This window comes from Enterobacter sp. Ag1, from assembly GCA_000277545.1.
Taxonomy (GTDB): Bacteria; Pseudomonadota; Gammaproteobacteria; order Enterobacterales; family Enterobacteriaceae; genus Cedecea.
In genome coordinates this window covers 26253-47690 of the sequence record AKXM01000027.1, presented here as the reverse complement: position 1 = coordinate 47690, position 21438 = coordinate 26253, and the positions used below count along the sequence as shown (strand labels likewise).

General features: G+C 55.8%; 17 protein-coding genes. 6 read left to right on the top strand and 11 right to left on the bottom strand.

The window, feature by feature from the left end:
- Nucleotides 1-366 precede the first annotated feature (366 nt).
- Together malP and malQ are read left to right on the top strand one after the other, a co-directional pair.
- A complete protein-coding gene (malP, locus tag A936_RS11400; RefSeq protein WP_008457889.1) occupies nt 367-2769 on the top strand; it encodes a maltodextrin phosphorylase in 2403 nt (800 codons plus the stop codon).
- Nucleotides 2770-2778: 9 nt separating this feature from the next.
- The gene (malQ, locus tag A936_RS11395; RefSeq protein WP_008457888.1) at nt 2779-4857 is read left to right on the top strand and encodes a 4-alpha-glucanotransferase; all 2079 of its coding nucleotides are present in this window, start codon (nt 2779-2781) and stop codon (nt 4855-4857) included.
- 66 nt (nt 4858-4923) lie between these two features.
- Here malQ and nfuA read toward each other — a convergent pair whose 3' ends face one another.
- The gene (nfuA, locus tag A936_RS11390) at nt 4924-5499 is read right to left on the bottom strand and encodes a Fe-S biogenesis protein NfuA (RefSeq protein ID WP_008457887.1); all 576 of its coding nucleotides are present in this window, start codon (nt 5497-5499) and stop codon (nt 4924-4926) included.
- 58 nt (nt 5500-5557) lie between these two features.
- Entirely contained in the window at nt 5558-6241 is a 684-nt protein-coding gene (gntX, locus tag A936_RS22805; RefSeq protein WP_071530493.1) for a DNA utilization protein GntX, read from the bottom strand.
- A 38-nt stretch (nt 6242-6279) separates the two neighbouring features.
- Between gntX and bioH the strand changes: the two genes are divergently transcribed.
- Nucleotides 6280-7056 (top strand): pimeloyl-ACP methyl ester esterase BioH, encoded by a 777-nt coding sequence (gene bioH, locus A936_RS11385; protein WP_008457882.1) that lies wholly within the window; start codon nt 6280-6282, stop codon nt 7054-7056.
- A 44-nt stretch (nt 7057-7100) separates the two neighbouring features.
- Here the strand turns inward: bioH and feoC are convergent, their stop codons facing one another.
- The 5 genes from feoC to greB form a co-directional block, all read right to left on the bottom strand.
- On the bottom strand, nt 7101-7337 hold the full coding sequence (gene feoC / locus A936_RS11380) for a [Fe-S]-dependent transcriptional repressor FeoC (RefSeq protein ID WP_008457879.1): 237 nt from the start codon (nt 7335-7337) through the stop codon (nt 7101-7103).
- Nucleotides 7338-7346: 9 nt separating this feature from the next.
- Nucleotides 7347-9665 (bottom strand): Fe(2+) transporter permease subunit FeoB, encoded by a 2319-nt coding sequence (gene feoB / locus A936_RS11375; protein ID WP_008457876.1) that lies wholly within the window; start codon nt 9663-9665, stop codon nt 7347-7349.
- A gap of 53 nt (nt 9666-9718) precedes the next feature.
- Complete coding sequence (gene feoA / locus A936_RS11370; protein WP_008457875.1) at nt 9719-9943, bottom strand: ferrous iron transporter A; 225 nt, start codon at nt 9941-9943, stop codon at nt 9719-9721.
- 451 nt (nt 9944-10394) lie between these two features.
- Nucleotides 10395-12731 carry a Tex family protein gene (locus A936_RS11365; RefSeq protein WP_008457873.1) on the bottom strand — a complete coding sequence of 779 codons (2337 nt, stop codon included), beginning with the start codon at nt 12729-12731 and terminating at the stop codon, nt 10395-10397.
- A gap of 111 nt (nt 12732-12842) precedes the next feature.
- Nucleotides 12843-13322 carry a transcription elongation factor GreB gene (gene greB / locus A936_RS11360; protein WP_008457871.1) on the bottom strand — a complete coding sequence of 160 codons (480 nt, stop codon included), beginning with the start codon at nt 13320-13322 and terminating at the stop codon, nt 12843-12845.
- Nucleotides 13323-13560: 238 nt separating this feature from the next.
- Here greB and ompR point away from each other — a divergent pair, with 238 nt between their 5' ends.
- Both ompR and envZ read left to right on the top strand, forming a co-directional pair.
- Entirely contained in the window at nt 13561-14280 is a 720-nt protein-coding gene (gene ompR / locus A936_RS11355; RefSeq protein WP_006177890.1) for an osmolarity response regulator transcription factor OmpR, read from the top strand.
- Nucleotides 14277-15626 carry a two-component system sensor histidine kinase EnvZ gene (gene envZ, locus A936_RS11350; RefSeq protein ID WP_008457865.1) on the top strand — a complete coding sequence of 450 codons (1350 nt, stop codon included), beginning with the start codon at nt 14277-14279 and terminating at the stop codon, nt 15624-15626. The genes ompR and envZ overlap by 4 nt, the downstream gene beginning before the upstream one ends.
- Before the next feature lie 66 nt (nt 15627-15692).
- On the opposite strand, the gene pckA is transcribed toward envZ, so the two are convergent.
- Entirely contained in the window at nt 15693-17312 is a 1620-nt protein-coding gene (gene pckA, locus A936_RS11345) for a phosphoenolpyruvate carboxykinase (ATP) (RefSeq protein WP_008457863.1), read from the bottom strand.
- Between the two features lie 325 nt (nt 17313-17637).
- Here pckA and A936_RS11340 point away from each other — a divergent pair, with 325 nt between their 5' ends.
- Nucleotides 17638-19386, top strand: coding sequence for a DUF4153 domain-containing protein (locus A936_RS11340; RefSeq protein ID WP_008457861.1), 1749 nt, complete (start codon nt 17638-17640; stop codon nt 19384-19386).
- Between the two features lie 35 nt (nt 19387-19421).
- Here the strand turns inward: A936_RS11340 and hslO are convergent, their stop codons facing one another.
- From hslO to yrfG, 3 genes are read right to left on the bottom strand one after another with little or no spacing between them, the layout of a single operon-like run.
- Nucleotides 19422-20300, bottom strand: coding sequence for an Hsp33 family molecular chaperone HslO (gene hslO / locus A936_RS11335; RefSeq protein ID WP_008457859.1), 879 nt, complete (start codon nt 20298-20300; stop codon nt 19422-19424).
- 27 nt (nt 20301-20327) lie between these two features.
- Nucleotides 20328-20729 carry a ribosome-associated heat shock protein Hsp15 gene (gene hslR / locus A936_RS11330; protein ID WP_008457857.1) on the bottom strand — a complete coding sequence of 134 codons (402 nt, stop codon included), beginning with the start codon at nt 20727-20729 and terminating at the stop codon, nt 20328-20330.
- A 9-nt stretch (nt 20730-20738) separates the two neighbouring features.
- Nucleotides 20739-21410 (bottom strand): GMP/IMP nucleotidase, encoded by a 672-nt coding sequence (gene yrfG / locus A936_RS11325; RefSeq protein WP_008457854.1) that lies wholly within the window; start codon nt 21408-21410, stop codon nt 20739-20741.
- Nucleotides 21411-21438: the final 28 nt, after the last annotated feature.

Genomic DNA, 21438 nt, shown 5'->3' with positions numbered 1-21438 from the left:
GGGGCTGCCGGACTGCAGAGAAAATAATGGAGGGAAAAGTTCAAGGATGCGATTTTTTTTACGCTTCGTAATTAATGCTTACGGATAAGGTCTGCCAGAATGCTTTTTATTGCAAGGTTGTTGAACTTTCCGAGCTCGGTAAGTTGCACCCTGTCACAGTTCCATTTTTTCATGAATGCGATTGCTCACTGCTTGTGACAGCGCGGCTGAAACCTGTTACACCGCCGCATCGAGTGGCAGAGATCACATTTTTCGCTCATCCTCGCTACTCCTCCCCGCCTAATCCACGCCGGGAGGAGGAACTCCCACGGGCTGCCCGGCACACTAACGGGTAATGATTTTCGAACATTACAGGACCGATTTTCTATGTCACAGCCGATCTTCAGTAAAGAACAGTTCCAGTCCGCTCTGACGCGCCAGTGGCAGCGTTATGGCCTCCATGATGCCAGTGAAATGACTCAGCATCAGTGGTGGCAGGCGGTTAGTGGTGCGCTTGCAGAGCACTTAGCGGCTCAGCCAGCAGCAAAACCTGAAGCCAAACAGCGCCACGTAAACTACATCTCGATGGAGTTTCTGATAGGCCGCCTGACGGGGAATAACCTGCTTAATCTTGGCTGGTTCACTGAGGTGAGCGATGTGCTGAAGGATTACCAGATAAACCTCACCGATTTACTGGAAGAAGAAACGGACCCGGCTTTAGGCAACGGCGGGTTGGGACGGCTTGCGGCCTGCTTCCTGGACTCAATGGCTACGGTCGGGCAATCGGCCATCGGCTATGGCCTCAACTATCAGTACGGATTGTTCCGCCAGTCCTTTAAGGACGGCAAACAGATGGAAGCCCCGGATGACTGGCAGCGCGGGAGCTACCCTTGGTTCCGCCACAACAGCGCGCTGGATGTGCAGGTGGGCATTGGTGGGAAACTCGTGAAGGACGGTAAGCGTTCCCGCTGGGAGCCAGCCTTTATTTTCCAGGGCGAGGCGTGGGATTTACCGGTGCTGGGCTACCGAAATGGCGTGGCGCAGCCGCTGCGCCTGTGGCAGGCAAAACATGCTCATCCATTTGATTTGACTAAATTTAATGACGGTGAGTTTCTTAAAGCCGAGCAGCAGGGCATTGACGCTGAAAAGCTCACCAAGGTGCTCTATCCGAATGACAATCACCTGAACGGTAAAAAGCTGCGCCTGATGCAGCAGTATTTCCAGTGTGCCTGTTCGGTGGCTGACATTCTGCGCCGCCATCATCTGGCAGGCCGCAAGCTCGCCGAGCTGCCGGCCTACGAAGTGATTCAACTGAACGATACCCACCCAACCATCGCTATCCCTGAGCTGCTTCGCGTGCTGATTGACGAACATCAGCTTAGCTGGGATGACGCTTGGGCGATTACCAGTAAAACGTTCGCCTACACTAACCACACCCTGATGCCTGAAGCTCTGGAGTGCTGGGACGAGAAGCTGGTGAAAGCGCTGCTGCCTCGCCATATGCAAATCATCAATGAGATTAACAAACGCTTTAAGCTGCTGGTCGACAAAACCTGGCCGGGGGATGAAGCCGTCTGGGCGAAGCTTGCCGTGGTGCATAGCAAGCAGGTACGTATGGCTAACCTGTGCGTGGTCGGAGGCTTTGCGGTGAACGGCGTTGCGGCGCTTCATTCTGAGCTGGTGGTGAAAGATCTGTTCCCGGAATACCACCAGCTGTGGCCGAACAAATTCCATAACGTGACGAACGGCATTACGCCGCGCCGCTGGATCAAGCAATGCAACCCGGCGCTTGCCACGCTGTTCGACAAGACGCTGAAGAAAGAGTGGGCGAATAACCTCGACGTGCTGGAAGGACTGGAAAAGCACGCCGATGACGCCAAATTCCGCCAGACCTGGCGCGAAATCAAGCATCAGAACAAAGTAAAACTGGCTGCATTTGTGAAGGCTCGTACCGGCATCGTGATTAGCCCGGATGCGTTGTTCGACGTGCAAATCAAACGTCTGCACGAATACAAACGTCAGCACTTGAACCTGCTGCATATCCTGGCGCAGTACAAAGAGATCCGCGAGAACCCGAAAGCAGACCGTGTGCCGCGCGTTTACCTGTTTGGCGCGAAGGCGGCTCCGGGTTATTACCTGGCCAAAAATATTATCTTTGCTATCAACAAAGTGGCTGAGGCGATCAACAACGATCCGCTGGTGGGCGACAAACTGAAGGTTGTTTTCCTGCCGGACTATTGCGTATCTGCGGCGGAAATCATGATCCCGGCGGCTGATATCTCCGAACAGATTTCGACTGCCGGTAAAGAGGCATCCGGCACCGGCAACATGAAGCTGGCGCTGAACGGCGCGCTGACGGTGGGGACGCTGGACGGTGCCAACGTTGAAATTGCAGAGAAGGTGGGTGAAGAGAATATCTTTATTTTCGGCCACACCGTCGAGCAGGTTAAAGCCCTGAAAGCCAAAGGCTATGATCCGGTGAAATGGCGCAAAAAAGATAAAGTGCTGGATGCCGTGCTTAAAGAACTGGAGCAGGGCAAATACAGTGAAGGAGATAAACACGCCTTTGATCAGATGCTGCACAGCATCGGCAAAGAGGGCGGCGATCCTTACCTGTTGATGGCGGACTTCACTGCTTATGCCGAGGCGCAAAAGCTTGCCGACAAACTTTATCTGGACCAGGAAGCCTGGACGCGCGCCGCCATTTTGAACAGCGCCCGTTGCGGCATGTTCAGCTCCGATCGCTCGATCCGCGATTACCAACAACGTATCTGGCAGGCAAAACGCTAAGGGAGCGCCATGGAGAGCAAACGTCTTGATAGCGCCGCTCTGGCGGCGGGTATCAGCCCGAACTACATCAACGCCCACGGCAAACCGCAGGCTATTCCTGCGGAGACAAAACTGCGTCTGCTCGAGGCCATGAACCGCACCGCTGTTGCAAAAAAGTCGACCGATCCTGTGCCAGCGGTTCAGGTTTTCACTGCCGGGCAGCGAATGCAGCTGACGCTGGAACGCGAGGGTGAATTTAGCTGGACGCTGACCACTGAAGAAGGTCATACCCACCGCGGGCAAGTTTCCGGTGGGAAGATGTTATCGCTGCCGACAAAGCTACCCGAGGGCTACCATTCACTGGTGGTCAGTCGGCAAAAGCAGAGCTGGACGAGCCGAATTATCGTCGCCCCGCCGCGCTGCTATGAGCCGGACGCGTTACTGCAGGGCAAAAAGCTGTGGGGGGCATGTGTGCAGCTTTACACGCTGCGCTCGGCGGCTAACTGGGGCATCGGCGACTTTGGCGATTTGAAGCAGATGCTGGGGGATGTGGCGAAGCGGGGCGGGGCGTTTATCGGCCTCAACCCGATTCATTCGCTTTACCCGGCTAACCCGGAGAGCGCCAGCCCATACAGCCCTTCGTCACGCCGCTGGCTGAATGTCATCTATATCGACGTCAATGCGGTAGAAGATTTCCAGAACAGCAAAGCGGCGCAGACGTGGTGGAAAACATCCACAGTGCAGAAACAGCTTCAGGCCGCGAGAGATGCCGAGTGGGTGGATTATTCTGCCGTTACGGCCCTCAAAGTTGCGGGACTGCGTTTAGCGTGGCAGCAGTTCTCGTTGCGTACAGCCAGCGATGAACAAGTCGTCGCGTTTGGCAGGTTCGTTGCGGAAGGAGGAGAAGGTCTGTTCTACCAGGCTGCCTACGATGCGCTTCATGCCAGCCAGGTTAACGAAGATCCTCTGCGCTGGGGCTGGCCGGTGTGGCCGGAAGGCTATCGCGACGCCCATAGCCCGGGAGTGAAGCAGTTCTGTGAGCAACATTGCGATGAGGTCAACTTCTGGCTTTGGCTGCAGTATCTCGCCTGGCGTCAGTTTAAGGCCTGCTGGGATGCCAGCCAGCATGACGGGATGCCGATTGGCCTTTATCGCGACCTGGCGGTGGGCGTAGCGGAAGGCGGCTCTGAAACCTGGTGTGACCGTGAGCTTTACTGCCTGAAAGCCTCCGTTGGCGCGCCGCCGGATATCCTCGGCCCGTTAGGCCAAAACTGGGGGCTGCCACCGATGGATCCCCACGTCATGGCCGCTCGCGGCTATCAGCCGTTTATCGAACTGCTGCGCGCCAATATGACCCACTGCGGCGCCCTGCGCATTGACCACGTTATGTCGATGCTGCGGCTGTGGTGGATCCCGTACGGCGAGACGGCGGATAAAGGCGCCTATGTGCAGTACCCGGTGGACGATCTGCTTTCGATTCTGGCCCTGGAAAGCCAGCGTCACCGCTGCATGGTGATTGGCGAGGACCTCGGTACCGTGCCGGTTGAAATCGTCGGCAAGCTTCGCGACAGCGGCGTTTATTCTTACAAAGTGCTGTACTTCGAACACGACGGAGAGAAGCAATTCCGGCCTCCGGCCACATGGCCTAAGCAGTCGATGGCGGTTGCCACAACGCACGACTTGCCCACGCTGCGTGGCTACTGGAATAGCGGTGATTTAACGCTGGGCAAAACGCTGGGACTTTACCCTGATGAAGAGGTGCTGGCGGGGCTGTATGAAGACCGCGAAAGGGCTAAACAAGGCCTGCTGGACGGGCTGCATAAATACGGCTGCTTGCCGAAGCGGGCGGGACATAAGGCCGCGTTAATGACGATGACCGACACGCTCAACCGTGGAATGCAGCGTTATATTGCCGACAGCCATAGCGCGCTGCTGGGGCTGCAGCCGGAGGACTGGCTGGATATGGCCGAGCCGGTGAATATTCCTGGCACCAGCGATGAGTATAAGAACTGGCGGCGCAAGCTGACCGTCTCTCTGGAAGCGATGTTTGCCGATGAACGGGTGAATAACTTGCTGAAAGATTTGGATAAGCGGCGTAAGAAGACGTAGTTTCGTCTCACGTTTCTCGGTCTATTCCCTCTCCCTTTTAGGGAGAGGGTTAGGGTGAGGGTCAAACTAATAGTAAGAGTGCTCACCGCGCTGGTGTTCGGTCAGGTCACGTACGCCTTTCAGCTCAGGGAACTCAGCCAGAAGCTGTTTCTCTATCCCTTCTTTCAGCGTCACATCCACCATAGAACAGCCGTTACAGCCGCCGCCAAACTGCAGAATGGCATAGCCTTCGTCGGTAATTTCCATCAGCGTGACGCGACCACCGTGGCCCGCCAGCTGTGGGTTAACGGTCGCCTGCAGCATATACTCAACGCGCTCCATCAGCGGCGCGTCGTCAGACACCTTACGCATTTTTGCGTTAGGCGCTTTCAGCGTCAGCTGGGAACCGAGCTGGTCGGTGACGAAGTCGATTTCGGCATCTTCCAGATAAGGCGCGCTCAGCTCATCGACATAAGCGGTTAACTGCTCGAACGGCAGCGCCGTGTCGGTCGCTTCAACCGCATCCGGCGGACAATAAGACACACCACACTCCGCATTCGGGGTGCCAGGATTGATAACGAATACGCGGATTTGCGTCCCTTCTTCCTGATTTGCCAGCAACTTGGCAAAGTGGGATTGTGCAGCATCGGAAATACGGATCATAACGATTGCTCAATAGTTGACTATTTTAGTCGGTTATAATACGCCCATCATCGAGGGTCTACAAGGTTCGACACAGGCACCATACCTGGACAGTCGCCGCGCCCTGCCTTTTCAGCAATCGCGCTATCTCCGCAACAGTACTACCCGTCGTCACGACATCATCCACAATCGCCATATGGCGACCCGCAACGGGAATTTCAACCCTAAAGATGCCTTTCAAATTCCTCTTTCTTTCCTTTGCTGTCAACGTATGTTGGGCTGGCGAGGCGCGTATGCGTTTGATTGCAGAGGGATAATGCTCCAGCCCTAGCCAGCGAGACAGCGGAGTAGCAATAAGTGCGCTTTGGTTATAGCCGCGCCGCCACGCTCGGGTATGGTGCAGCGGTACACTCAAAATAGCATCAGGCAAATGAAGCCTGCCCTCTCGACTGGCTGCCAGAATACGCAGTAGCAAAAGGCGGGCTAAGGCCGGTGCAAGCGAGGGCGTTCCGGTAAATTTCAGGTGATGAATCAGCGTGCTTAACGGCGGCAGGTAGTCTGTCACATAGGCTATTGCGTCCCACTCAGGCGCTCTTTGCAGGCAACGTCCGCAGGGCAAATGCCCGCTCAGTGCCGGTAAACCACACTGTAAACAGCAGGCCAGGGGCTGAAGCAGCGAGGCGGTGCAGCAGGAGCAAATGCCCCATGTCGGACGGGCAAGTGGTAACCGGCATAGCCAACAGCGGCCAGGGATTGCTAGCATAGCGTTCTCCTTGCTGATGAAAATGAGAACGGTAACTGATGAGTGAGCTGTGGTGGCAAACAAAAGGTAAAGGAAAAAGCGATCTTGTGCTGCTGCACGGATGGGGACTGAATGCGGAGGTTTGGCACAACATAGAATCCGAACTCGGCTCGCAATTTCGGCTGCATCTGGTCGACTTACCGGGGTATGGCCGGAGCAGGGGGGTTGGTGCGCTAACGCTGGAGGAAATGGCCGACATTGTGCTGGCTAAAGCGCCTGAATGTGCCACATGGCTTGGCTGGAGCCTGGGTGGGCTGGTAGCAAGCCAGGCGGCGCTCGCCAGGCCTGAACGTGTGAATGCGCTGGTGACGGTGGCTTCCTCACCCTGTTTTACCGCGGCAGAAGACTGGCCGGGCATTAAACCGGACGTGCTGGCCGGGTTCCAGCAGCAGCTAAGCGAAGATTTTCAGCGTACCGTGGAGCGTTTTCTGGCGTTGCAAACCCTGGGCACAGAAACCGCGCGCCAGGATGCTCGCCTGCTGAAAACCGTTGTTCTGGAACAGCCGATGCCGGACGTGGCCGTGCTTAATGGCGGGCTTGAGATCCTGAGAACCGCCGATCTGCGCCAGGAGCTTTCGCATTCTGCAATACCGCATTTACGTCTGTATGGCCGACTGGACGGGCTTGTGCCACGGAAAGTGGTTCCCCTGCTGGACGCCCTGTGGCCGCAGTCCAGCTCGGTTATCTTCGACAAGGCCGCCCACGCGCCGTTTATCTCTCATCCGGCTGAATTCTGCCAGGCTCTGCTGGCCTGGGGGCAACAACGGCTTAGCTGACGGGCAGTAAAAAGGCGGGGGAGCCCGCCTTTCATCAGATTAACTTAACGCAGTGCCCAAAGTTCCCGTACGCACTTTTTCCCTTCTGGACAGCTTTTGCAGCTTCCCGTCAGGCAACTGCTCGGATCTTCGCTGATGCGTCTGGCTTTGCCCATCGCTTCCAGTCGATCGAGCATGGCGGCTACCAACGGCAGAGGCGTGGCAAGCTGCTGGCTTATCTGCTTCGCTTCCAGGCGGCCCTGAAGCGCCAGGGCGTTACGGATATCAATCAGGCTTGCCATTATCGCTCCTTAGTGACAGTCGCCGGTGCTGCTTTGGCAGCAGGACGACGGCGTTTTTCTGGTGGCGAGCAGGGATACATCTACGCGACTTCTTGCCCGGCGCAGCCCGCCAAGCAGCAGGACGTTGAACAATACCACCGCGAGGATACAAATCAGGCTGAACTGCGGGTGCTCGCTGAAGGTGACGCTCTGGTAGTAAAGCGTGGAGAGCGAATAGGCAATGTTCAGCCCCCACAGCACAGAAAACGTCATCCAGCCCCGGCTCGATTCACGGGCGATGGCTCCCATCACCGAGATGCACGGAATATAGAGCAGAACGAAAATCAGATAGCTGTAGGCGGCGGCTTCGCTGCCGAATTTCGTGCTCATCACGCCCATCGGCCCGGAGGACATTTCACCGTCGCCCTTGCTTGCCTCAATCGGGTTCGCCAGCACGCTCAGGCTGAAGGTGTTTTTCAGCCCCTGCCAGGTTTCATCGGCGGCAGCGCCCAGTTCATCAAGCAGGTTAAAGCTTGCGGCATCAAACTCTTCATTATGAATATCTTCGGCGGTATAGAGGGTATTTAACGTGCCGACCACAACTTCTTTGGCCATCGCACCGGTAAACAGCCCAACGGTAGCCTGCCAGTTGTCATCATGGACACCGATCGGCTTCAGCAGCGGCGTCAATACGCGGCTGACGGAGGCAAGGGCGGAATCATTGATGCTATCTACTGGCTTGCCGCTAAAGGAGAAGCTGTTCAGGGCGCCGATGAAAATACTGACGATCACGATGACCTTCCCGGCGCGAAGCACGAAGCCTTTCAGGCGCTGCCAGGTTTGTAAAATCAGGCTCTTGAGGTGAGGGACGTGGTAAACCGGCAGCTCCATGACAAACGGCGAAGCTTCGCCGCGCATGATGGTGTGCTTCAGCATCAGGCCGGTGAGAATAGCCATGACAATGCCGAGAATATAAAGCGAGAACACCACCAGCGCGCCCTGCTGGCCGAAGAATGCGGCGGCAAACACCGCGAAAATCGCCAGGCGTGCACCGCAGGACATAAACGGCGCCATCATGATGGTCATCAGCCTTTCGCGCGGTGCATCAAGGGTACGGGCGCCCATGACCGAAGGCACGTTACAGCCGAAGCCGACAATCAGCGGCACAAAGGATTTACCCGGTAAACCCAGCGACTGCATCAGGCGATCCATCACGAAGGCTGCGCGCGCCATATAGCCGGAATCTTCGAGGAAGGAAAGGAACAGGTACATCATGCCGATTTGCGGCACCAGCGGCAGCACGGTATTGATCCCGCCGCCGATCCCCTGGGCCAGGAAAATCGTCAGCCATTCCGGGAAGTGCAGCGTATAACCGAGCCACTGGATGCCGTGAATGAATATCGCCACCGAGCCGCCATCAAAAATAGGCTGCAGCGCGCCGCCGATGTTAATCGCCAGCAGGAACATCAGATACATCACCAGCATGAAGATTGGCAGGCCGAGGTAACGATTGAGGATGATTTTATCCATCGCCACCGTCAGCCGGTTGGGTTCGGCTGTCAGGCTATTGCTAACCGCGTCGCAAATGGAAGCGATGCTTTGGTAACGAGCGTCTGCGATCAGCAGCGCGGGATCGTCAATGGTCTCAGCCAGGCGCGCGCGCGCCGAGTCAAGTTTGTCTGTGGCATTGCCAGCATACGCGAGGCTGTAGATATCCCCTTCCAGCATCTGCAGCGCCAGCCAACGGCGCTGCGTCACCGGCATTTCCTGCGGCATATCCTCGGCCAGCTTTTTTGCCTCTTGCAGCAAAATCTGCGGATAGTGCACCAGCTCGTTTTTCTCGTTGGGCTGCTTGCGGTCAATGGCGAGTTTCAGGCTTTCAATACCGCGCCCGCGAGTAGACACCAGCGGCACGACGGGGCAGCCGAGGCGGGCGGCCAGCGCGTCGATGTCGATGCGAATCGCCTGTTTCTCGGCAATATCCAACATATTGAGCGCCACCACGCACGGGATACCCAGCTCGAGTAACTGGAGCGTTAGGTAGAGGTTACGCTCAAGGTTAGAAGCATCCACTACGTTGATTAACAGATCGGCATCGCCGCTCAGGATGTAGTGGCAGGCGATTTGCTCATCAAGCGAAGTTTGTGACGAAATGGTGGTGAGTGAGTAGGTGCCGGGTAAATCAACCAGCGTGACCTGGTGCTCAAGGGTGGAAAACTGACCTTCTTTGCGTTCTACGGTGACACCCGCCCAGTTCCCCACGCGCTGGCGGGCACCCGTCAACTGATTAAATAACGTGGTTTTACCCGAGTTAGGATTACCGATTAAACCTATGGTTAAGTTTTTCATTTTATTCGTAAACTTCGTTGAATGTGCAAAATAACGCGAACGTTTCCCCGCCGTTACGCCACGGCTTCGATATTGACCAGCGCGAGATCTTTTTTGCGCAGCACCAGGCTTACGCGGCGCGTTTCGATATGAATAGGGTCGCCGAGAGGTGCCACGCGGACGACGTTGAATGAGGAACCCGGCAACATGCCAAGGGACAATAATTTTTGGCGATAAGCCGGACTGATTTCACTGGCGAAGCCGGTAATTTTCCACGCGCTATTCGGTATGAATTGCATAAGACCTACTTAGAGCTGGGCTCTGCATTGACGCTGACTGAATGATCGTTTTATTCACGAGCGATGCGTGTAATAAAAACGAATTAAGCTATCGGAAGAAAGAGAAGAAATATCGTTCAATGCAATGATAATGAGAATGGTTACTGTCGACAATATTTATTTTTCTGAGTGAATTTAACCAAAATAGGAATTTTTCTGGCTGATTTAGTGGGGTTGCTTTTAACGAGCAGAAGAAAGTGGTTTCTTAATTGCATGAAAAATAGAGTAATGGCTTCTCTTTGGTGAACGATGAATGTTATTTCGTTATTGCCGATGTTACAGGGATGATAATTGCTGGTTTCATGGCGGGGTAGATATTGAAAATTGATTTAGATCAAGAGTAGGTTATTTTTCTGATTTTTGTCGGCGATGGAAAAAATAAGACCTCTCCCCGAAGGGAGAGGTCAGACAATTAACGCTTCTTGCCCATCGCAGCGGCCAGCGCATCCATCATCGCGCTATTCCCACCGGCGGCGTTTTCGCGCCCGCGCGGTTTTTGTTGTGCTGTTGGCCTGCCTTTTTGCTCGCGAGGTGCGTTGCTACCCCCATTACCGCGACGGCTGCCACCTTCGCCAGGCTGTTCATCAAGGCGCATGGTCAGGGCGATGCGTTTCCGCTGCAGGTCCACTTCCAGGACTTTGACTTTAACGATATCGCCCGCTTTCACCACTTTGTGCGGATCGTCGATGAATTTGTCCGACAGGGAGGAGATATGCACCAGGCCGTCCTGATGCACGCCGATGTCGACAAATGCGCCGAAGTTGGTGACGTTCGTCACCGCGCCTTCCAGCACCATGCCCGGCGTCAGGTCGTTCATGGTTTCCACGCCTTCGGCAAACTGTGCGGTCTTAAACTCAGGGCGCGGGTCACGGCCCGGTTTTTCCAGCTCTTTAATAATGTCCGTCACGGTAGGGACACCGAAACGCTCATCGGTAAACTGGCTGGCCTTCAGATCGCGTAATTCGCTGCTGTTGCCCATCAGGTCCTGCAGCGCCTGCTGAGTGGCGGCCAGAATACGTTCGACCACCGGATAGGCTTCCGGGTGTACGGTAGAGGCATCCAGCGGGTTATCGCCGTGGTTGATGCGCAGGAAGCCCGCACACTGCTCAAAGGCTTTGGGCCCCAGGCGGCTGACTTTCAGCAACTGCTGGCGGTTCTGGAAGCGGCCATTTTCGTCGCGCCAGTTGACGATGTTCTGCGCCATCATGCGGGTCAGGCCAGCCACGCGGGTCAGCAGCGGCACGGAAGCGGTGTTGAGATCCACGCCAACGGCGTTCACGCAGTCTTCGACGACCGCATCCAGTTTTTTCGCCAGCTGAGTCTGGCTGACATCGTGCTGGTACTGGCCCACACCGATAGATTTCGGGTCGATTTTCACCAGCTCGGCCAGCGGATCCTGCAGACGGCGGGCAATCGAGACCGCGCCGCGAATAGACACGTCCAGATCCGGGAATTCCAGCGCCGCCAGCTCGGAAGCTGAGTAAACGGAAGCGCCCGCCTCGCTGACTATTACCTTCTGGGCGGTGACTTTCGGGAACTGTTTTTGCACATCCAGGAAGAAGCGCTCGGTTTCACGGGATGCGGTACCGTTGCCGATAGCGACCAGCTCGACGTTATGTTTTTCACAAAGGGCAGCCACGGCCACGGCGGCTTTCGCAGCCTGACCGGTATGCGGATAAATAGTATCGGTCGCTACCAGCTTGCCGGTGGCGTCAACCACCGCGACTTTTACGCCAGTACGCAGGCCCGGATCGAGGCCCATGGTGGCACGCAGGCCAGCCGGGGCCGCCATCAGCAGATCGTGAAGGTTGCGGGCGAAAACGTTGATGGCTTCATCTTCGGCGCGTTCGCGCACGGTGCCCATCAGCTCGGTTTCAAGGTGCATTAACACCTTGATGCGCCAGGTCCAGCTCACCACGGCCTTACGCCAGCTGTCGGCCGGGGCATTGTTCAGGCGCAGATTCAGATGAGAGATGATCAACTGCTCGCAGTAGCTCTCGCGCGGCGGCTCATCAAACTGCGGGTCGGCATTCAGCGACAGCTGTAAAATACCTTCGTTACGCCCGCGGAACATCGCCAGTGCACGGTGAGAGGGAACGGTGGCAATGGCTTCGTGGTGGGCGAAGTAGTCGCGGAATTTCGCGCCTTCTTCCTCTTTACCGCTTACCACGGCGGAAACCAGATGCGCATTTTTCCACAAATAGTCGCGCACTTTTGCCAGCAGAGCGGCATCTTCGGCGAAGCGTTCCATCAGGATGTAGCGTGCGCCGTCCAGCGCGGCTTTGGTGTCGGTGACGCCTTTGTCGGCATCCACAAAGCGAGCGGCTTCCTGCTCCGGGTCGTGTGAAGGTTCGTTCCACAGCAAATCCGCCAGCGGCTCAAGGCCGGCTTCGATGGCGATTTGCCCGCGGGTACGGCGCTTGGGTTTATACGGCAGGTAAAGGTCTTCGAGTTCGGTTTTGCTCAGCGTGCCGTTGATGGCACCGGCAAGTTCGTCACTCAGTTTACCCTGCTCGGCAATAGACTTGAGGATGGACTGACGGCGCTCTTCCAGCTCGCGCAGGTAGCTAAGACGAGTCTCCAGTTGACGCAGTTGCGTGTCATCCAGACCGCCGGTGACTTCCTTACGATAACGTGCAATAAACGGCACGGTATTCCCTTCATCCAGCAGGCGAACGGCGGCTTCCACCTGTTCGTTTCTGGCCTGAAGCTCACCCGCAATAATGCGGCAAAGCGAATCATTCATCATGGCTTTTCATCTGTGTAGTACGGAAAATTCAGCAAACAGTTATACGGATCGGGGCGCGAAAATGCCAGCCGACGACCCACGGATATTGGGTTTCAGACAGTTCTGTGCACATTACTCGGGTTTAGGGTACTCAATTTCATTGACGTACCACTGCGCTTCTCCCGCCGGCGTTTGCACCACGGCTAAATCGCCCACTTCTTTTTTGAGCAGCGCGCGTGCCATCGGCGAATCAATAGAAATGTAGTCCTTGCGGCCAAAAATCTCGTCGTAACCAACGATGCGAAAACGCAGCATGTCGCCGTCGTCGTTTTCAATTTCGACCCACGCGCCGAAGAAGACTTTGCCTTCCTGCTGCGGTGAGTAATCGACGATTTTCAGGCGCTCCAGAGATTTGGTGATGTAGCGAACCCGGCGGTCAATTTCACGCAGGCGTTTTTTGTTGTACTGATAGTCGGCGTTTTCGCTGCGATCGCCGAGGCTGGCGGCCCAGGTCACTTTTTTGGTCACTTCGGGGCGCTCTTCACGCCACAGATAATCCAGCTCTTTTTTGAGCTTTTCGTAGCCTTCACGGGTGATTAACGGCGTTTTCATCTTTCTGCCCTACAGCCTGTAAAATCAGAGTGTGATTTAAACCGATGCTCAATAAGGAATGCAACCGGCGCATTTTGGGAAGCAAGTCACCAAATTTTGATTTAAAACGTTGATAACCGACTGTTTAATATGCTTTGTAACAATTTCGACTAGAATGTATACCAGAATTGACTGGTTGTATTAGCGCAGTTTTTTAAGAATACACACTCAACTGTTCGAGCCTTTGGGAGTACAAACGATGCAAGAGAACTATAAAATTCTGGTGGTCGATGACGACATGCGTCTGCGCGCGCTGTTAGAGCGTTATCTCACCGAGCAGGGCTTCCAGGTTCGCAGCGTCGCTAACGCCGAACAAATGGATCGCCTGCTGACCCGTGAATCCTTCCACCTGATGGTGCTGGATCTCATGCTGCCGGGCGAGGATGGTCTTTCTATCTGCCGCCGTCTGCGCAGCCAGAGCAACCCAATGCCGATCATCATGGTGACCGCGAAAGGCGAAGAAGTTGACCGTATCGTCGGCCTGGAAATCGGCGCTGATGACTATATTCCTAAGCCGTTTAACCCGCGTGAACTGCTGGCCCGTATTCGTGCGGTCCTGCGCCGTCAGGCGAACGAACTGCCGGGTGCGCCTTCTCAGGAAGAAGCAGTTATCGCTTTCGGTAAGTTCAAGCTGAATCTAGGCACTCGTGAAATGTTCCGCGAAGACGAGCCAATGCCGCTGACCAGCGGTGAGTTTGCGGTACTGAAAGCGCTGGTCAGCCACCCGCGCGAGCCGCTGTCCCGCGACAAACTGATGAACCTGGCCCGTGGCCGTGAATACTCCGCGATGGAGCGTTCCATTGACGTGCAAATCTCCCGCCTGCGCCGAATGGTGGAAGAGGACCCGGCGCATCCGCGTTATATCCAGACCGTTTGGGGTCTTGGCTACGTCTTTGTCCCGGACGGCGCTAAGGCATGAGGCGAGTTCGCTTCTCCCCCAGAAGCTCGTTTGCCCGTACGCTGTTGCTGATCGTCACCTTGCTGTTTGTCAGCCTGGTGACGACTTATCTTGTCGTTCTGAACTTCGCGATTTTGCCGAGCCTGCAGCAGTTTAATAAGGTGCTGGCGTACGAAGTCAGAATGCTAATGACCGACAAACTGCAGCTTGAAGACGGCACCCAACTTGTGGTGCCGCCTGCGTTTCGTCGTGAGATTTACCGCGAGCTGGGCATTTCACTTTACTCCAACGAGGCGGCGGAAGACGCTGGCCTGCGCTGGGCGCAGCACTATGAGTTTCTGAGCCAGCAAATGGCGCAGCAGCTTGGCGGCCCGACCGAAGTGCGCGTTGAGGTGAACAAAAGCTCCCCGGTTGTCTGGCTGAAGACCTGGCTGTCGCCGAATATCTGGGTCCGCGTTCCGCTGACCGAAATCCATCAGGGCGATTTCTCCCCGCTGTTCCGCTACACGCTAGCGATCATGCTGTTGGCGATAGGCGGCGCATGGCTGTTTATTCGAATACAAAACCGACCGCTGGTCGACCTGGAGCACGCTGCGCTGCAGGTCGGTAAAGGGATTATTCCTCCTCCTTTGCGCGAATATGGCGCTTCGGAAGTGCGGTCGGTAACGCGGGCGTTTAACCATATGGCCGCGGGCGTTAAACAGTTGGCCGATGACCGCACGCTGCTGATGGCGGGCGTTAGCCATGATCTGCGCACGCCGCTGACGCGTATCCGCCTGGCGACTGAAATGATGGGGCAGGAGGATGGCTATCTGGCCGAGTCGATTAACAAAGATATCGAAGAGTGTAATGCGATTATCGAACAGTTTATCGACTACCTGCGCACCGGGCAGGAGATGCCGCTGGAGATGGCGGATCTCAACGGCGTGCTCGGGGAAGTTATTGCGGCAGAAAGCGGTTACGAGCGTGAAATCGATACCGATCTGCAGGCCGGCGAAATTCGCCTGAATATCCATCCGCTGTCTATCAAGCGCGCGGTGGCGAATATGGTGGTGAACGCGGCGCGCTACGGCAATGGCTGGATCAAAGTCAGCAGCGGCAGCGAATTAAACCGCGCCTGGTTCCAGGTGGAAGATGATGGCCCAGGCATTGAGCCAGACCAGCTTCAGCATCTGTTCCAGCCGTTTGTTCGCGGCGATAGCGCCCGCAGTACCAGCGGCACCGGGCTGGGTTTAGCCATCGTGCAGCGCATCATCGACAACCATAACGGGATGTTGGATCTCGGGAAGAGCGAGCGGGGAGGGCTGCGAATCAGGGCTTATCTCCCGCTGCCGATAACCCGGGTGGTGACTCATCGGGAAAGCTAGCTGACCTGTGGCCCAATAAAAAACGAACCCCGAAGGGTTCGTTTTTTTTCGTCTAATGCTTCAGATTTACAGCTTCGGACCGGCTTCGACCAGGGCCGCACCGGCAGGAGTATCGGTGTATTTCTCGAAGTTTTCGACAAACAGCTTCGCCAGTTGCTCTGCTTTTTCCTGCCACTGCTCCGGGGACGCGTAGGTATTACGCGGGTCCAGAATTTGGGTATCAACGCCCGCGAGCGAGGTTGGAATGGCGAGGTTAAACATCGGCAGCGTAAAGGTTTCTGCGTCGTCCAGCGAGCCGTCGAGAATAGCGTCGATGATCGCGCGGGTGTCTTTGATCGAAATGCGTTTGCCGGTACCGTTCCAGCCGGTATTCACCAGGTACGCCTGGGCACCGGATGCCTGCATGCGTTTCACCAGCACTTCAGCATACTGCGTTGGGTGCAGCGACAGGAACGCCGCGCCGAAGCAGGCGGAGAAGGTTGGCGTTGGCTCCGTCACGCCGCGTTCGGTACCCGCCAGTTTGGCGGTAAAACCGGACAGGAAGTGGTACTGAGTCTGGTTCGCGGTGAGGCGGGAAACCGGTGGCAGTACGCCGAAGGCATCCGCAGTCAGGAAGATGACTTTAGTAGCGTGACCCGCTTTCGACACCGGCTTAACGATGTTGTCGATGTGATAAATCGGGTAAGAAACGCGGGTGTTTTCCGTTTTGGACGCATCGTCGAAGTCGATTGTGCCGTCGGCACGGACGGTCACGTTTTCCAGCAGCGCATCGCGGCGAATCGCGTGATAGATATCCGGCTCAGCTTCTTCTGACAGGCGAATAGTTTTCGCGTAGCAGCCGCCTTCAAAGTTAAACACACCGTCGTCGTCCCAGCCGTGCTCATCGTCGCCAATCAGGCGGCGTTTCGGGTCGGTAGACAGCGTCGTTTTACCGGTGCCGGACAGGCCGAAGAACACCGCCACATCCCCTTTTTCACCGACGTTTGCCGAGCAGTGCATGGAGGCGATGCCCTTCAGCGGCAGCAGGTAGTTCATGATAGAGAACATCCCTTTCTTCATCTCGCCACCGTACCAGGTGCCGCCGATAAGCTGCATGCGTTCAGTCAGGTTAAATGCCACAAAGTTTTCGGAGTTCAGGCCCTGTTCTTTCCAGTTTGGATTGGTACATTTAGCCCCATTCATCACCACAAAATCAGGTTCAAACGTTGCCAGCTCTTCGTCCGTTGGGCGAATAAACATGTTTTTCACGAAGTGTGCCTGCCAGGCAACCTCGGTGATAAAACGCACTGACAGGCGGGTATCGGCGTTGGCCCCGCAGAAAGCGTCAATAATAAACAGGCGCTTGCCCGACAGTTGATGAGTGACGAGCCCTTTGAGCTGGTGCCAGGTTTCTTCGGAAAGCGGTTTGTTATCGTTTTTGCCTTTACCGTTGTCGGCCCACCATAAGGTGTCGCGGGTGGTGTCATCGCGGACGATGTATTTATCTTTTGGAGAGCGACCGGTAAAGATCCCGGTATCTACGGAGACGGCGCCTAAGTTAGTGACCACACCGCGCTCAAAACCCTGCAGGTTAGGGTCGAGTTCTTCGCGGTAAAGGGTGTCGTAATCGGGGTTATAGACGACTTCGCTGACGTCATGAATGCCATAAGCCTTGAGATCTTGCGGGGTTATGCCTTTAACTCGCATTTCACTGCTCCTTAGCCAATTTATACTGCCGAATATTGTAGGGTTGTTTAGGGGGTGTTAACCGCGACCACTATCATAAATTTACGCGCCTGCTTAAATTTAACAGGGGAAATGCACAGGGGATGCCGCAACGGGGGCAGAGTATGGCAGGAATTCGCTGGCTTTCGGGGAAAATATGGCAGATATGTTAATAATTAGGATAATAACGAAGAACTTTGTGAATGAACGCGCTCTCATGCGCAACGCAATGAAACAAGAGCGTCATTTGCAAGTCGCAGCAGGTCGTTACACTAAGTCAAAAATGAGCTAATAAGGGATGACAACTATGTTCATGTCTGAACCGTTGCCTAAGGCGACCCGCTGGGGGATTTTGCTGGTGGGGTTTCTTTTAGGCGTGGTGCTGTACCTCACCGAAGGAGACAGGGTGAGTAGCATCTGGCTGCGAGGGGATAATCAAGCCCTGTATCTGCGCTCCCTGTCCGTAGTGCTGGCGGCGACGCTGGCGCTTATCACCGTGCGTTTCAATGGCCTGCGATTTTGGGGCCTGGCGTTGCTCCCCTTGCCGATTGTGGCGTTGATGAGCGGCTGGGTGAACTGGACGACCCAGGGGCTGGAAAGCTGGAGCCGGCACGATATTGTGCTGGGGTATCTCTGTTCGCTGGCGGTGATGCTGTTTCTGACCTTGCCCTGGCTGCAGGGGCGGCTGCACTCGAATCGCGGTTGGGGAGACTGGCAGGTATTCTACGGCCAGCTCTGGCGGAACGGTATTACTCTGCTGCTGACCGGGCTGCTGGTGCTCTTTTTCTGGGGCGTGCTGGCGCTTTGGGCCGGGTTATTTAAGCTGGTGGATATCGCCTTCTTTGATCGCCTGTTTTTCAGTTCATCGGCGTTTGCCTGGATTGCTACCTGTACGGCAGCGGCGCTGGCGGTCACGCTTTGCCGTGACCAGGTTCGGGCTATTAACGCGGTAAAACATTTCTTCAGCGTTTTTGCCACGGGGCTTTTACCGCTACTGTCGCTGATTTCCCTGATGTTTTTGGCGACGCTGCCGGTGGTTGGCCTGGGGTCTATTTCACTGCACTTCTCCTGTAATGCGCTGCTCAACACGCTGACGCTGATGGTGATGGGCACTGCCGCAGTGGCTTATCATCCGGAAAGAGAAACCCGGCCTTATCCTGCCCTGCTTGATGGTGCGATAAAGCTGACGTTATTGCTGTCGCCGGTTTATGCCTTGCTGGCAAGCTATGCGCTGTGGTTGCGCGTTTCGTCATACGGCTGGACGCCAACAAGGGTATATGCGGCGCTGATAACCTTCACCGTATTGGTGTGGGCCTTTGGCTATGTCGTCACGCTCGTTCGCCAGCGTCGGGAGACTGTTCTACAGCCGGGAGGGATTAACCGCGCGGTGCTTTTGCTGGCGCTGGCCTTGCTGGTCGCGGTGAATTCCCCGCTTCTGGACCCTTACCGGATCAGCGTTAATAACCAAATGGCGCGTTACCACAGCGGCGTCCTGAAGCCCGAGAAGGTGAGTATGACCATGCTGCAATACGCCGGGCGGCGGGGCTACGATGCGCTCAGCGAGCTGCAAAAAGACCCGGTGTTTGTCGCCAGTCCCGATCGCAGAAGGCAATTGGCGATGCTGTTGAGCAATGGCAAAACGGGCGGTGTGGCGGTGGCGAAGCTGACGGTTGAATCTCTGCGTCAGCGTATCGTGCTGGCGGATAAAAATCGCGTGCCGGAAAACGCGTGGTGGCAGGCCATGGTAAAAGATGAAAGTTACCAGGCTCGCGAGTGTCTGGATGACGAGGATAAGTGTCTGCTGGTTGGGATGGATTTGAACGGCGACGGGCAGGATGAATGGCTGCTGTGCCAGCCGGAAATGAGCTACTGCAAAGTGTACGGCAAGATAGACGGGAGCTGGAAGGATATCGGCCAGGCCCGGGATCTGGATAAAAACCAGATGATGTCAGCGCTGAAGCAGGCCGCCTCTGAAGGAAAACTGACGGCTGCGCCGAAGGTCTGGCAGGACGTGATGGTGCAGGGGCAGCGGGTTAAAATCGACTATTACCGCTGAAAAAAAACGCCTCCGATTGGAGGCGTTATGCAAACTTAGTGAACCTGCGGATCCGCCGGAGAGGCATTGTTGCGGATCGCCGTGATGTCCATGGAGTCAAACACATAGCGGCTGCCACAGTAATCACAGTTCATGTCGATTTCGCCATCTTCGGCCAGAATACTGTCGACCTCTTCATCCGGCAGCGTGCGCAGCGCGTCAGCACAGCGCTCGCGTGAGCAGGTGCATTTGAACTCTACGTCCTGAGGATCGTACAGCGTGACTTCTTCTTCGTGATACAGGCGCCATAGCACATCGTTCGCTGGTAGCGTCAGCAGCTCTTCGGCCTTGATGGTTTCGGTCAGCGTCGCGAGGTGGTTGAAGTCGTCGGTTTCCGCGTTTTGCGCCGGCAGAACCTGCAGCAACATACCGCCCGCCGCCGCTTTACCGTCTACTTCACCGGTACGAATAAACAGACGAGTTGGCAGCTGCTCGGAACGCATGAAATAATCTTCCAGGCAGGCGGCCAGCGTATCCCCTTCCAGACCGACCACGCCCTGATAGCGCTCGCCTTCGCTTGGGGAGATGGTGATCACCAGATAACCGTTACCCACCAGATCTTTTAATGCAGCATCCGCCGGGATATCACCCTGTACACGCGCTACGCCGCGCATTTGCTGTTTGTTGTTGCCGTTAATCACGGCCAGCGTCATCGGGCCATCGCCCTGAAGCTGAACGGTGATATCTCCGTCAAACTTCAGCGTGGCGGTCAGCAGGCTGGTGGCGACCAGCAGTTCGCCCAGAATTTTTTTGACCGGCTGCGGGTAATCATGGTTTTCCATGATCTGCTGCCAGGTTTCGGAAACCGTCACCAGCTCGCCGCGCACGGCGTGGTTTTCAAACAGATAGCGGTGTAGTTGGTCGTGTTGAGTCATCGTCATCTCTCTTACTGGTCGGCGAATTTACGCTTCGCCACCGTGTTTAAATTTCATCAAATCTCGCCGCTCTTTTTTATCCGGGCGGCGATCGGGATGCGGCATGGTCAGCGCGTTCATTTTGCGCGCCAGCGCCACTTTTTCCCGTTTGGCGATGCTTTCCGCCGTCTCTTCATAAAGCTGAGAGGCTTCTGCGGCTGGCCTGCGCTGTTCGGTAATACCCAGGACGGTTACGGTGCGCTCGTCGTTTCCCTGGCGCAGCGTGAGTACCGCATGAAGCTCAACCAGTTTACTCGGCTTGCTGCGTTGGCCGTTGTAGTGCACTTTCCCGCCTTCAACCATTTCCCGCGCCACCGCACGGGTTTTGTAAAAGCGTGCGGCCCACAGCCATTTATCCAGGCGTACGCCCTCGGCAGTTTTTTCTTTCATTGCGCCTCCTTAAGCGGAAAGCGACGGGATCAGGCTACGGTAATCGCTCAGGCCTGGGTGGCGCTCAAACGTTTTTTCCGCTTCACCTGAGTCCGGGTTGAGGACGCCAAAGCAGTAGCGAATCCCAAACGTTGCGGCTGCATCAAGAATCGCTTCGCTGTCGTCGATAAAGACAGTTCGGGCCGCATCGAATCCGGTATGCCCGGCCACCGCCTGCCATAAACGCTGATCTTCTTTCGGATAACCAAATGTGTGGGTGGAAAGTAATAAATCAAGGTGCTGGTTCAAACCCGTGTGCTCAAGCTTCACCGCCAGGTTATGCGGGTGCGCGTTGGTGAGCAGAATGCGGCGCTTGCCGCTGGCTTTCGCCGCTTCAAGAAACGGCACGGTATCTTCACGCAGCGCGGCCTTTGGCCCCTGTTCGGTGGTCATGCCACAGATATCCAGCCCGAGGCGTTCGCTCCAGTAGTCGAGACAGTACCAGTTTAGCGTATGCTGCACGGCGTGGTATTCGCGGGAAATTAATTCATACGCGTCCTGCAACGGAATGCCGCGCTGAAGGCTAAGGGTTTCCGGCACCAGCTTTTTCCAGAAATGGTTATCAAAGGCCAGGTCCAACAGGGTCCCGTCCATATCCAGCAGCAGGGTGTCCACGTCCTGCCAGGCAATAGCACCAGACATAGCTTTAGTCTCGATTGAGGGAAAATAG